Origin of the sequence: Candidatus Kinetoplastibacterium oncopeltii TCC290E (assembly GCF_000340865.1) — a bacterium.
Classification (GTDB): domain Bacteria; phylum Pseudomonadota; class Gammaproteobacteria; order Burkholderiales; family Burkholderiaceae_B; genus Kinetoplastidibacterium; species Kinetoplastidibacterium stringomonadis.
Genome location: NC_020299.1, coordinates 651,600 through 665,741, shown reverse-complemented (window position 1 = coordinate 665,741; position 14,142 = coordinate 651,600). Strand labels below are relative to the sequence as shown.

The window sequence follows — 14,142 nt, the reverse complement described above, 5'->3', positions numbered from 1 at the left end:
AGAAAATATTCATCGTGTTTTTATTGTGATTTTATTTCATTCAATAAATTAAATTGTTATGTGACAAAGCCTACAGTTCATACAGCACATAATTCTAACAATGTGGATCTGCTTTCAATTACTATGAATTTAGTAATTTCATTAAATTTTTCGATAGCATAGTCGATATTATAATTAATTTCATTAAAAGTACATTTTAAATTATGTTAAATAAAGAATACTACATTAGTCCAGATATTAGGTCAGAATTTTCCATTATAAAAAAAAATTGTAATGAGTTGTTAGTAGAAGAGGAATTAATTAATAAATTATTAAAAAATAAAAAAGACCGAATACCATTGAGAATAAAACTTGGCCTTGATCCTACAGCTCCAGATATACATTTGGGACATACAGTTGTACTAAATAAACTTAAACAATTACAAGAATTAGGACATAAAATAATATTTTTGATTGGTGATTTTACAGCTATGATAGGTGATCCTAGTGGAAGAAAAGCAACACGTCCTTCTTTAGATTTAGAACAAGTTGAATATAATGCGGCAACTTATTGTTCTCAGGCATACAAGATATTGAATCCTGATTTAACTGAAATTAGATACAATTCAGAATGGTTTGATAAATTAGGGTCAAGAGGAATAGTAAAATTAGCAGCTAGTTGCACACTAGCTAGAATTTTAGAAAGAGATGATTTTACTAAAAGATTTAAAGCTAGGGAGCCTATCTCTGTTCATGAATTTTTGTATCCAATTATGCAGGGATATGATTCAGTTGCATTAAAAGCTGATATAGAAATAGGAGGTACTGATCAAAAATTTAATTTATTGATGGGACGTGAATTGCAAAAAGAGAATGGTCAAGAGCAGCAGTCAATATTAACTATGCCTTTACTGATAGGCATAGATGGCATAGAAAAAATGTCTAAATCTAAGGGTAATTACATAGGTATAGAAGAATCCTCAGATTCCATGTTCGGTAAACTTATGTCTATTTCAGATAATCTGATGTGGCATTATTTTGATTTATTATCATTTCAATCAGATAAAGATATAGATAAACTTAGAAAAAACATTGATGAAGGAATGAATCCTAGGGATATAAAAGTTATTCTTGCTAAAGAAATAGTGACTAGATTTCATTCAGATAAAGAAGCAGATCAAGCGCTTATAAACTTCGAAAACTTATTTTGTAAAAGAGAAGTCCCAAGTAACTTATTAGAAATAAATCTTGGCTGTGCCCCCATTAATATAATTAAAGTATTAAGAGATTCTGGCTTAGTCTCATCAGCATCTGAAGCACAAAGGGTGATAGAGCAAAAAGGGGTTAAGGTAAATGGTGATAAAATTGAAAGCAAATCTTTACAATTATCTGCAGGTGCATATACTATTCAAGTAGGAAAAAGAAAATTTATTAAAGCTATATTAGTATAGAATTTTGAAATTTAGTTAGTTATGTAAGATTTTTTATATACGGTTGCGATCAATACTGTGATTTATTGAATAATGTTTGCTATAGTTGGCCTAGTGGTATTATATATAGTGCACTATATCAGTATTTAGTATTGATAAATTTGTTAGAACTTCGACAGTTTTTGTTTTCATATTGCGCAGTTATATTCACATTTCATGTAGGAGCCATAATGCTTGAACAATTTAAAAATATAGACCAAGTAGACCCAGATATATGGAAAGCTATAGAGAAAGAGTCAGTTCGTCAGGAACAGCATATAGAATTAATAGCTTCAGAGAATTATGCTAGTGTAGCTGTTATGCAAGCTCAGGGATCTTGTTTAACAAATAAATATGCAGAAGGATATCCTGGTAAAAGATATTACGGTGGCTGTGAACATGTGGACGAAGTTGAGCAACTTGCAATTACAAGACTAAAAAAGATATTCGGAGCTGAAGTTGCTAATGTTCAACCAAACTCCGGATCGCAGGCCAATCAAGGTGTTTATAATGCAGTTTTAAAGCCTGGCGATACTGTTCTTGGTATGAGTCTAGCAGAAGGTGGGCATTTAACTCATGGTTCTCCTGTTAATTCATCTGGTAAATTGTATAATTTTATACCTTATGGTTTAGATAAAGACGAGGTCATTGATTATAAAAATGTTGAGGAGTTGGCTAAATTACATAGACCGAAGATGATAGTTGCTGGGGCTTCAGCTTACTCTTTACGTATTGACTTTAAACTATTATCTGAAATAGCTGCTAGTATTGGAGCTTTTTTTATGGTGGATATAGCTCATTATGCCGGATTGGTTGCGGGCGGTGTTTATCCTAATCCTATGCCGCACGCTGATTTTGTTACCTCAACTACTCATAAATCTCTTAGAGGACCAAGAGGTGGGGTAATTATGACAAAATCAAAATTTGAAAAGATCATTAACTCTTCTATATTTCCTGGGATACAAGGTGGCCCTTTAATGCATGTTATTGCTGGAAAGGCTGTTGCGTTTCGTGAGGCTCTAGATCCCAAGTTTAAAATTTATGCTCAGCAAGTTATTAATAATGCTAAAGTAATGGCTGATACTTTAATAAAAAGAGGATTACGTATTGTTTCTGGAAATACAGAGAGTCATATGATGTTAGTAGATCTTAGATCTAGTGGAATTAATGGAAAAGAAGCAGAAGATGCTTTAGGTAAGGCTCATATTACTGTTAATAAGAATTCCATACCCAATGATCCAGAAAGCCCTTTTGTAACTAGTGGTATTCGTATAGGATCTGCAGCTATCACTACTAGAGGCTTCTTGGAATCGGATGCTGAGCTTACTGCAAACTTATTGGCAGATGTTCTCGATAATCATAATGATATTGCTTATTTATCTAAAATTCGCAACAAAGTTAATGAATTAACAGCACGTTTACCAGTGTATAAAAAATAGTTATTAGCATATAAAAAATATCCTTGAAATTCAATATTTTTGATAATTATTTTCTTAAATTGATTGTTTTGTCTTCCTTATTTGATTAGTTTTTTAGTGAATTCTATGAATTTTTTTAAAGAAGATGAGTTTTGGATGCGTGAAGCACTAAAACTTGCTGATAAAGCTTCTTATAACACAGCCCCCAATCCTAGTGTTGGTTGTATTATCGTTAAAGATGGTAAATGTATTGGGATGGGGGCAACTAGAGCTGCCGGTGGTTTTCATGCTGAGGTATGTGCCCTTATAGACTCTAAAAAAAATAATCATAATGTAGTAGGTTCTACTTTTTATATAACTCTAGAGCCTTGTAGTCATTATGGTAAGACACCTCCTTGTGTTGATCAAATAATAAAATCATCCCCAATAAGAGTTGTTTTATCAATGATTGATCCTAATCCTTTAGTAAGCGGTAATGGAATAAAGAAATTACGTTCATCTGGAATAGATGTTTTGATTGGGGTCTGCCATAAAGAAGCATTGTTATTGAATATAGGGTTTTTTCATAGAATGATATATTCTACCCCTTGGGTTAGATTAAAAACTGCTTCATCTATAGATGGTAGGACAGCTCTATATAACCATAAATCAAAGTGGATAACATGTGATGAATCCAGGAAAGATGGTCATCATTGGAGAGCACGTAGCAGTGTTATCCTAACTGGTATAGGCACAATATTACATGACAATCCACTACTTAATGTTAGATATGTAGATACTCCAAGACAGCCTTATAGAGCAGTTATAGATGATAATTTTGTAATAAGAGAAGATGCTAACATAATAGACGGCTCTAAAGTTTTTATATTTACTTCTATTGTTGATAAAGAAAAGGAAAAAAGATTATCAGATAGAAATGTTGAGGTGATTCTATTACCAAATGAAAAAGTACCAAATCATGTTGATTTATCACTTGTAATGAGATTTTTTGCAGAAAAATGTTTTAACGAAGTTCATGTAGAATCAGGAGCTGGTTTAAATGGCAAATTACTTTCAGAACGCTGTATAGAAGAATTGATTATGTATGTGGCTCCTATTTTTTTAGGTGATGCTTTTCCAATAGCTAAATTAAAAAATATTTCAAATCTAGAAGATGCATTGCGGTTTTCTATTTTTGATTCTATTAATATTGGATCTGATTTGAGAATTCGTCTCTATGAAAATAGTAAATGGGATTTTTTGTTTAGAACAACATCTAAAGTTATTTAAGTTTTATAGAGTAGAAAAATGTTTACTGGAATCGTGAAAGATATAGGAAGGATTGTTGGCATAAAAGATTTGTCAGATTCGTATGGTGAATTATCAGGGTTGCATTTATGTTTAGAGCCAAGTAATCTGAAATTGGAAAATATTAAGCTTGGTGATTCCATAGCAGTTAATGGAGCATGCATGACTGTGGTAGATATTTGTCAACGATATTTTTATATTGATGTTTCAGCAGAAAGTCTTAGTTGTACAGTTGGCTTCGATAATTTAAATTCAATAGTTAATTTAGAGACTTCTCTAACCATTAATAATAATGGTATTGATGGACATTTGATTTATGGTCATGTTGACTGTATAGGAAAAGTAGTTAAATTCTCATCTGTAGGAGAATCTAGAGAGTTAGTTATTATCCTGCCAGTAGATTTTTCAAAATTTGTGGCATACAAAGGATCAATAGCAGTTAATGGTATTAGCTTAACTATAAATAAAGTTGTCGATGATGTTGATGGTTGTTTAATAAAAATTAATGTTATACCTCACACTATGAAAGAAACTAATTTATGTTTTCTAAGAGATAATGATCTAGTAAATATAGAAATAGATACTATCGCAAGGTATGTTGCAAGAATGATGGAATACACAGCCAAAAATCAATAATTCTGGTATAATGAAAATATCAGGACAGATGGCCGAGTGGCTGAAGGCGCACGCCTGGAAAGCGTGTATACGTTTATAGCGTATCGGGGGTTCGAATCCCCCTCTGTCCGCCATCAAATGCTATCATTACTTAATGAAACCACCAGTTTGGTGATCCCAAAGAGTCTTATATAAACCATTGCGCGATATCAGTTCTTTATGTGTCCCGGTTTCTATAATCTGGCCCTTTTCTATTACTATTAGTCTATCCATGCGGATTATAGTTGAAAGTCTATGCGCTATAGTAATAACGGTTTTACCGTGCATTATGCTCTCTAGATTTTCTTGTATTATTGATTCTATTTCAGAGTCCAGCGCAGAAGTTGCTTCATCAAGCAATAATATAGGAGCATTTTTTAACAATACACGAGCTATAGCTACTCTCTGTTTTTGCCCTCCAGATAATTTTACACCTCTTTCCCCAACTGTAGCATCTATACCTACAAGACCTTTGTGATCTAATACATTTACAAGAAATTCATTCATTTTCGATTTATGTAGTACTTCTTGCAAATTTTTGTGCGATACTGTCTCATCACCACAAGTTAAATTATCTCTAATAGATCTATTCAATAGGGATATATCTTGTGTTACTACTCCAATTTTTGAACGCAAGCTTTCTTGTGTTACAGAAGAAATATCTTGATCGTCAATATATATTTTACCAGAATCTAATTCATATAATCTAAGCAACAGATTCATTATAGTAGATTTTCCAGCTCCAGAAGGACCTACTATCCCTATTTTCTCCTTTGGCTTCACTATCAAATTGAAATTTGATAAAACGTCATTATTATGTTTGTTATATTTAAATTCAACAGACTCAAACTTTATAGAACCATTAGTTACATTTAATAATTTTGCAGATTCTTTATTTTTTATTTCTACTGGCTTAGAGATGGTTTCAATTCCATCTTGTACTATACCTAAGTTTTCAAAAATACTATTTATAACCCATATTATCCAACTAGACATATTATTTATTCTTATTACCAAGCTGGTAGCTAATGTGATTGAGCCTATAGATATAACGCCGTTACTCCATAGCCAAAGTGATAACCCAGTCGTGGATGCAATTAGTATCCCGTTGATAAAAGTTAATAGTGTATCTATCTCAGTTATTAATCTAAGTACAGATTGATGTTTATGCATTTGCATTTCTATAGCTTCTTTTCCGTAACCTTCTTCTTTATTTGAGTTAGAAAATAGCTTAATTGTAATTATATTTGTATAACAATCTACTATTAGACCCATTAACTTAGATCTAGCCTCTGATGAGGATATTGCTAGAGATCTTATTTTAGGTATGTAATACGATAACATTAATATATAAACTATCATCCATAATGATAAAGGTAGTATGAGATGCCAATCAGCTTGTAGAAATAAGAACATCGCGCTACCAGCATATATTAATATGTGCCATATTGCTTCTATCATCTGTAATGCTGAATCTCTTAGTGCACTACCTGTCTGTATTACACGATTAGCTACTCTTCCTGCAAGATCATTATGAAAAAAATTTACGCTTTGTTTCAAAATATATCTATGATTTTGCCACCTTATCATGGCTGACAAATTCGCAGTGATTGCTTGATGACTTAACAAATTATGTAATCCAAATAATAATGGTCTCGCTATAACAATAACAAATGCCATTATAATTAATTGTGTTATGTTTTTGTTAAATATATCCTTGGGATTTGTTGTTTGCGCCATATCTATGATTTTGGCAATATATTTAAATAAAGCTACCTCGACCAATGCGACAAATAATCCTACTATGAGAAGAATAAATAGTACAAGCCATATTTGCCTAAGATAATGAAAATAGAATTCCGCCAATTTACCAGGAGGAATCTCTTCTGATCGATCTTTAAATGGATCAATAATTTTTTCAAAATAAGAAAAAATAGAAAAAGATTTCTCTTCAGACATAGTCTCTCCTTAAAGGTATTGCAATAGTAAAATTCATTTAAAAAAATTAATTTATTATGTTTTATTTAATAAAATAACAACACTCTTAAATTATTAAAATCCAAAAATAACATTATCTTTGATAACGATCTTTTGCATTTATTTTTATATAAGGTTGTTATTTTGTGTAACTCCAACAACAGATGAAAAACCAGCATCAACGTGTATTATTTCACCTGTTATTCCAGATGATAATTCAGATAATAAGAATGCAGCAGTATTACCTATTTCTTCAATAGTTACATTTCTTTGTAAAGGGGAAACATCTTTTACAAATTTTAGTATGCCTGAGAAATCTTTTATTCCGCTTGCTGCAAGAGTTTTTATTGGTCCAGAAGATATCCCATTGATCCTAATATTTAGATCTCCTAGATCGCTTGCTAGATACCTAACACTTGACTCTAGTGATGCTTTTGCTAAACCCATTAAATTATAGTTAGGAACATATTTTTCTGCACCGATATAGCTCATTGTAATAATAGAAGATCTTCTATTACTCATTAAAGGTAACAATGATTTTGTTATAGCAGATAAGCTGTATACTGAAATATCATGTGCTACAGCGAAGTTTTCTCTAGTTAATCCACTCAAAAATTTTCCTGAAATAGTTTCTCTTGGAGCAAAACCAATAGAATGTACTAATCCATCTAAATAATCCCATTTGTTCGAAAGTTCATCAAATAAATTTTTTATTTGATTATCATCGCTAACATCACATGGTATACAAATTTTACTATCGAATTGTTCTGCTATCTCTTTCACTCGGCTCTGAAATCTTTCGTTTGCATAAGTAAAAGCCAAAATAGCTCCTTGTTCTACGCATGATTTTGCTATACCGTATGCTATGGATTTTTTTGAAATAATACCTGTTATTAAAATTTTTTTATTTTTTAGTAAACACATTTGCTTTTCTCCATTAGCAACTCACAGATTGATTTTAATCCTTATACCATAAGAATGGTATCTATTACTTATAACAAGGTGTCATTATTTTGGATCCGGCTATAATTTTATCGTTGTTTAATTTATTTATTTTAACAAGAGTATTTAGTGTCGTATTATGTTCTTTAGCTATCTTCAATAATGTATCGCCAGCTTTTATTTCATATTCTATTAAGCTCGATGATACATAATTATTTTTAATATTTCTTGTGCGGCTTTTGATTTTATCAATTGGAATGAGTAATATTTGACCAGAAGTGACTTTTTGTTGATGTTTTATGTGATTCGATTGTCTGAGATCTGTTTCTGATATTCCAAAATGTTCTGCAATAGATGCAAATGTTTCTCTATTTCTTGATTTATAAATTTTCCAATTGCTCAAATTGCCTTTGAATGATTTTAAGTTATTGTGAAAAGTATCTATGGTATGTATCGGTAGTAAAATTGTTTGAGAGTAAGGACCTTTTATTATTGGTCTATTGTAGGATGGATTTAGAGCTTTGAATTCTTCTAAAGATATCTCTGCTAATTTAGCCGCTATCTCAATATCCATATCTTTATTTTTTTTTACAATTCTGAAATACGGCTCGTTGTTGACTTTTGGTAGATTAATACCAAATTTTTCAGGATTCTTAATAATAATTTTTATAGCTTGTATCTTTGGTACGTAATTCCTAGTTTCTTCTGGAATTTTAAGAGATGAGTAATTTGTAGGCAACCCTAGTTTTTTGTTTTTTGCTATAGCTTTTTGAACGGTTGATTCTCCACAATTATATGATGCTAATGCAAGATGCCAATTTCCTTGTGTTTTATAAAGTTTTTCCAGGTAATCTAATGCAGCGCACGTAGATATAACAGGATCTCTCCTTTCATCACACCACCAGTCTTGTTTTAAATTAAAATGCTGAGCTGTTTTTGGAACAAATTGCCATAGCCCAGATGCTTGATTTTTTGATAGAGCACTAGGATTATATGCACTTTCTATGAAAGGTATTAATGCTAATTCAGTTGGCAAATTTCTTCTAGTTATTTCTTCTATTACAAAATATAGATATTTACTTGATCTCTCTGCTATCTTTTTTATTGAATCTGGATGTGAAGCATAATATTTTAGCCATTGCCTTGATAATTCTGTGTTTAGGTTTGGCATTTGAAATCCTTTTCTCATCCTATCCCAAGCATCTAATGGTTTATTATTCTTTTTTAACAGTACAGATTTTATATTATGGAAATCATTGTTTCGAAAGCCAGCAGATACTGACGTACAGCCAGTCATTAAGGCTATACATAATAATATACAATAAGCTTTTAAGTAGGGCATATATGATATATTTTTATCCAAGTTCATTTTTCCATTTGCGTAATACTGTAAAAACTTCTAATGAAGATTTTAGATTTTTTCCAGAATATAATGATGCAGCTTTAATAATATCAAAATGATTTGTTCTTAAAAAAGGATTAATAGTTAATTCTTTATGTATAGAAGAAGGTAGTGTGGGATAGTCAAGTTCACGTAGCATTATTATTGTTTTGTAGTACTCTTTTAGTTCCAGGTTGTTATTATCTACTGTTATAGCCCACCTTAGGTTTTGTAAAGTATATTCATGGGCACAAAAAACCATTGTATCTATAGGTAAACTTGATATTTTCATTAAAGATAAGAGCATAGTTTTTGCACAACTATCATTATATAATCTGCCACATCCTCCTGAAAATAAAGTATCTCCACAAAATAATATTTTTTTTTGTTTTTCATAATAAGCTATATCATGTAATGTATGACCAGATACATTTAATGCAGTAATATATGATTCTAATTCTGGTATGCATATAATATCATTTTCATTAACCTTTTTATTGCATAAGGATATGGTTTTGTTGTAAGGGCCATAAATTGGAAATTGATAATTTGTACTATTAGATATTTTTTTAATACCAGCAGTGTGGTCTTCATGGTAGTGAGTGATAAATATAGCACATATTCTTAAAGAATATTTATTAACAAAATCTAATATTGGTTCATATTCACCAGGATCAACAATAGCAATTGAATGATTTTTTACTATAGCCCATATATAATTATCTTTAAGGGATTTTATGGGAAATATCCCATTTTTTATTTGTTTTTTCATGTGCTCAATTATTAATATAAGTTAATATATTTTTTGCAAATTAGATTATATTTTGTTGGTTATAATTAAAATTTAATGCGATATATACTATATAGTTTGTTATTAATATTTTTATTGCAATACATGTTAATAATATAATTATTCTTTATATAATTGTAAGTGTATTTTTTTATTTCATTGATAGGTATTTTATTTATTAAATTATGAATAGTTGTGGCAAAATTAAATTATGGACAGATGGCGCTTGTAAAGGAAATCCAGGACCAGGTGGATGGGGTGTTATGATAATCTATCCTGATGGTAATAGAGTTGATTTGTATGGCGGAGAAAATAATACTACTAATAATAGAATGGAGTTATTAGCAGTAATTCAGGGATTAAAAAGATTAAATAAAGAATTTTTGAATATAGATATATATACAGATTCTAAATATGTGTTAAATGGAATGACTAAATGGATTAATAATTGGAAAAGGAATAATTGGCGTACAAGCACAGGCAAAGAAGTAAAAAATATTGATTTGTGGAAAAATTTATGTGATCAAGTTATGTGCTACAACGTTATGTGGTATTGGGTTGAAGGGCACTCCAAAAATGAAGGTAATGATGTTGCTGATAGATTAGCTAATTTTGGAGTATCTAGTTTATTTGTCGACTAATCTAGTCTTAATCAAACATTATTTAAAGTTCTATTATGCGTCAGATTATTTTTGATACTGAAACTACAGGTATTGATCCTGTTAAAGGTCATAGAGTTATAGAAATAGGATGTGTAGAGGTTATTGATCGTACTATAACAGATAATTACTTTCATGTTTATATCAATCCAGATAGAGATATTGATCCTGGTGCATTGTCTGTACACGGGTTAACCGTAGATTTTTTATCAGATAAACCTAGGTTTAAATCTGTAGTTAATGATTTTATAGAATTTATAAAGGATGCTGAGTTAATAGCACATAATGCATCTTTTGACGTAAAATTTATTAATAATGAACTCAGTATGGTTGGTTTTGAATCATTAATATCATATTGCTCTAAAATTATAGATTCATTAGATCATGCCAGAAAACTCCGTCCTGGAAAGCGGAATTCTCTAGATGCATTATGTGATTTCTACAATATTTCAAATAAAGACCGAGTATTGCATGGAGCATTATTAGATGCAAAGCTTTTAGCTAATGTTTGGTTGTCTATGACACGCGGGCAAGATGAGTTAATAATTAATAATAAATCAAACATGTATTTAGGAAATAATAAGCATAACAATGATTTTTATATAAATTTACCTGTTTTGAAAGCTACAATTAAAGAACAGAAGGAACATGATAAATATATAGAAGAGCTGCGAAAAAATAATAAAAATATTATTTGGTAATAATAAATAATTAGAATTATTACCTCAAAGGAAGATTTTCAATTTCATAAAGCAGGGGTTAATGTTGTTTCAATCCCGTTATCCTCCAATACTGGCTTCTTTTGTATAATATTTTTTGGTAATACCGCCCTTGGCAATGCTGTATGTGCTATTTTTCTTAGCGCTTCAGCAGCTCCTTGATGCATGGGTACAGTTAAACATATTTTTGATGTTGTAACTGAAACCTGTGCTCCTTGAGTTGATCCTGCGGCTAGTAAGTATTGCCCTGCATGATAAATTGCTTTTACCATATTATCAGCCTCATCCATTGTCAGCTCTGATGTTGCTAACATAAGAGCTGCTGTTCCAACTGTAGTTATACGTTTTTGCTGGTTTGAATACGTGCCTCCAGCAATACTTAGAGATAAAAGTGCTGGATTGCTTTCAGTTAGTTTTTTAACAACAACAGGATCTAAAGGAATAAGTCTGAGCTTTGATTGAGTCATTTCTGATCGTAATGGACTAGCAGGTATTCCTATTATTTGTGCTGCTGCATCTATTTCGTTATTATTTAGTTGTTGCAATGCAGTAGTGAACTGTGTGTCAATTATCTTATAGTCCTTGTGTGCTCTAAGTCCATGAGCTGCTAATATCTGCTCAAAAGTTGTTCTTCCTCCAGAACCTATTGGCCCAAGTGAAATCTTTTTTCCTTTCAAATCTCTTAAATTTTTTATTAAAGAGTCGTTACGAACAACAATATGAGCTAGCTCAGGGTACAAGCTACCTAGTGTTCTCAATTCTGTAAATGGACCATGTCCTTCGAATGGACCTTTGCCATTGTAAGCCATAAGAGCAATATCAGCTGGAGCTAATGCTATAGTTGCATTGCCACTCCTTAGAAGATCTATATTTTCAGTACTACCACTAGTGATTAATGGTATCATTTTAACATGTTGTTTTTTGGCAATATCAGCTAAAGAGTATGCAAATACTAAATATTCACCTTTTGCAGGCCCTGCAGCAAAAGGATAACCATCTTGCAATCTAGCCAATCTACCGTTTATTCTTGTTACCGATCTTTCTAATTCTTGCTGAACAACCTTCTGCGCTGTTTTTGAAGAGGTATAGGGTATAGATGTTGCTATAGTATTCAGAGTACTCAACAATCTTTCAGTTGCTGGTTTTTGTATACCATTTTCCAAAAACAATCCATCTTCTGCTTTATATCCTGCTGGAGCTACGCATTCCCATAAACCATTATTTTTTCTATATATTGCACTAGCATGCGCAGTTATTCTATCACCAGCATCATTACCATGAGATTTAACACCTACGATGCTTCTTGGTCCTGCTCCTATTAGAGTAACTAGCGCAGCTGCTCCAGGGTGATCCCATGAACCAAGTTCTATGTTTTTAGTTGCCTCTAATAGTACATCATAGTAAACAACTCTTCTTTCTTCGTTAGAAGGAGAAGTGCTATCTATTGCGCTACCAAGTCTTTTTAAACTAATAATGTTAAATGATCCAGTTCCAAAAGTATTATCCAACCTTTTTTCTAAAGATAGACGAAGTTTTTCTGAGTCTGGTTGTCTCTCACATGCAGTTAACATTACACACATAATTACAACTAACATTTTTTTAAAAATATGCGACATATCAGACTCCTCCTATAAAAGGTAAAGAAATCATCATTGTCAAAACAATAACGTTCATAATATCTACAAGGAAAGCACCTGTTAATGGTATAACTATAAATGCCTGTGGAGCGTGACCATGCCTATTAGTAATAGCTTGCATATTAGCAATAGCAGTAGCAGTAGTTCCTAACCCAATACCGCAAAAAGCTCCAGACATTACTGTAGCCTCATAATCTCTTTTAAGAGCTTTGAAGACTACTAAACAACAATATAACGAACATACAATAGATTGTATTAATAATATAAATGCTAAAGGACCTGCAAGTTTTGCAGCACTAGCAAGGTCTAGTGTCATCATTGTAAAACCAAGAAATAAAGATAACATTACTGTGCCTAATATTTCTGTAGCTTTATCATTTAGTTTTAATTTTACAAACGGACCAATATTTCTTATCAAAATTCCAATGCCAAGACACCATAGAAAATTAGGCAAACTAACGGTAGTACTGCCTACTAATCTGGATAAATATGATCCACCTGCTAGTGTTATTAATGCTACACACAGAGAAGTAATAAAATCAGAAGGTTCTGTAGTTGGCTTTGATTCAATCAAATCTTTCTTAATCGAATTATCGTCTTTTCTATGTTCTCCACTTTCTAATGGAGTAATAATTTTATATTTTTTAATTAACCACTCCGAAATAGGACCACCAAGAACTCCGCCAAAAACTAGCCCTATAGTTGCTGATGTCATGGCTAAAGCAGTTATATTCTGTATATTATTTATGTCAGCAAAACGTGCTGCATATGCTGCTCCTGTTCCATGACCGCCTACTAATGTTATAGTTCCGCCTATTAGGCCCATGAGGGGATGCATATCTAGAAGATATGCTAAGCTCAAACCAACTATATTTTGTAGGAATAGAAATGGAACAAGAACCAATAATAGAGCTATTAGCCTCGATCCACCTCTTGCAAGTAATTTTAAGTCTGCGGTTAACCCTATACATCCAAAAAAAAGCAATAAAAAAGTAGGTTTAATTGTTGTCTCAAGGTAGATTTGAATACCACCAAATGCTGCCAAAGCTTGTGTTATTATTGCAAAAATAAGACCGCCAACAATAGAATCAGGAACGCTATAGCGAGCCAGAAAGCTAACTTTTTTTGTTAAAAAACGCCCGCCAAGTAAAACTAAACAGCAGGCAAGTAGTGATTGTGTTAATGAAAGCGAAATCATGCGAGCCTTTATTATCTTATGTCCGAATGGGA

12 protein-coding genes and 1 tRNA gene are annotated in these 14,142 nt (G+C 31.7%); 7 read left to right on the top strand and 6 right to left on the bottom strand.

The window, feature by feature from the left end; all coding sequences use genetic code 11:
• The first annotated feature begins 203 nt into the window (after positions 1 to 203).
• From tyrS to CONE_RS03000, 5 genes are all read left to right on the top strand, one after another.
• Positions 204 to 1,430 (top strand): tyrosine--tRNA ligase, encoded by a 1,227-nt coding sequence (gene tyrS / locus CONE_RS03020; protein ID WP_015397267.1) that lies wholly within the window; start codon positions 204 to 206, stop codon positions 1,428 to 1,430.
• Between the two features lie 209 nt (positions 1,431 to 1,639).
• Positions 1,640 to 2,887 carry a serine hydroxymethyltransferase gene (gene glyA, locus CONE_RS03015; protein WP_015397266.1) on the top strand — a complete coding sequence of 416 codons (1,248 nt, stop codon included), beginning with the start codon at positions 1,640 to 1,642 and terminating at the stop codon, positions 2,885 to 2,887.
• 105 nt (positions 2,888 to 2,992) lie between these two features.
• Positions 2,993 to 4,135: a bifunctional diaminohydroxyphosphoribosylaminopyrimidine deaminase/5-amino-6-(5-phosphoribosylamino)uracil reductase RibD gene (ribD, locus tag CONE_RS03010; RefSeq protein WP_041862212.1), complete on the top strand. Its 1,143-nt coding sequence runs from the start codon at positions 2,993 to 2,995 to the stop codon at positions 4,133 to 4,135.
• Positions 4,136 to 4,153: 18 nt separating this feature from the next.
• A complete protein-coding gene (locus tag CONE_RS03005) occupies positions 4,154 to 4,789 on the top strand; it encodes a riboflavin synthase (protein WP_015397264.1) in 636 nt (211 codons plus the stop codon).
• Between the two features lie 22 nt (positions 4,790 to 4,811).
• Positions 4,812 to 4,902 (top strand) — tRNA-Ser (locus CONE_RS03000).
• Between the two features lie 13 nt (positions 4,903 to 4,915).
• Here CONE_RS03000 and CONE_RS02995 read toward each other — a convergent pair.
• From CONE_RS02995 to gloB, 4 genes are all read right to left on the bottom strand, one after another.
• Complete coding sequence (locus CONE_RS02995; RefSeq protein WP_015397263.1) at positions 4,916 to 6,766, bottom strand: ABC transporter ATP-binding protein; 1,851 nt, start codon at positions 6,764 to 6,766, stop codon at positions 4,916 to 4,918.
• 144 nt (positions 6,767 to 6,910) lie between these two features.
• Positions 6,911 to 7,708, bottom strand: coding sequence for an enoyl-ACP reductase FabI (locus tag CONE_RS02990; RefSeq protein WP_015397262.1), 798 nt, complete (start codon positions 7,706 to 7,708; stop codon positions 6,911 to 6,913).
• A gap of 64 nt (positions 7,709 to 7,772) precedes the next feature.
• Positions 7,773 to 9,068 (bottom strand): transglycosylase SLT domain-containing protein, encoded by a 1,296-nt coding sequence (locus CONE_RS02985; protein WP_015397261.1) that lies wholly within the window; start codon positions 9,066 to 9,068, stop codon positions 7,773 to 7,775.
• 13 nt (positions 9,069 to 9,081) lie between these two features.
• A complete protein-coding gene (gloB, locus tag CONE_RS02980) occupies positions 9,082 to 9,879 on the bottom strand; it encodes a hydroxyacylglutathione hydrolase (protein WP_015397260.1) in 798 nt (265 codons plus the stop codon).
• A gap of 203 nt (positions 9,880 to 10,082) precedes the next feature.
• On the opposite strand from gloB, the gene rnhA reads away from it, so the two are divergent.
• A complete protein-coding gene (gene rnhA / locus CONE_RS02975; RefSeq protein WP_015397259.1) occupies positions 10,083 to 10,538 on the top strand; it encodes a ribonuclease HI in 456 nt (151 codons plus the stop codon).
• Positions 10,539 to 10,573: 35 nt separating this feature from the next.
• Positions 10,574 to 11,257: a DNA polymerase III subunit epsilon gene (gene dnaQ, locus CONE_RS02970; protein ID WP_015397258.1), complete on the top strand. Its 684-nt coding sequence runs from the start codon at positions 10,574 to 10,576 to the stop codon at positions 11,255 to 11,257.
• 44 nt (positions 11,258 to 11,301) lie between these two features.
• Here dnaQ and CONE_RS02965 read toward each other — a convergent pair whose 3' ends face one another.
• Positions 11,302 to 12,891, bottom strand: a complete 1,590-nt coding sequence (locus CONE_RS02965) for a TAXI family TRAP transporter solute-binding subunit (protein ID WP_015397257.1) — start codon at positions 12,889 to 12,891, stop codon at positions 11,302 to 11,304.
• A 1-nt stretch (position 12,892) separates the two neighbouring features.
• Positions 12,893 to 14,110, bottom strand: a complete 1,218-nt coding sequence (gene gltS / locus CONE_RS02960) for a sodium/glutamate symporter (RefSeq protein ID WP_015397256.1) — start codon at positions 14,108 to 14,110, stop codon at positions 12,893 to 12,895.
• Between the last annotated feature and the right edge of the window lie 32 nt (positions 14,111 to 14,142).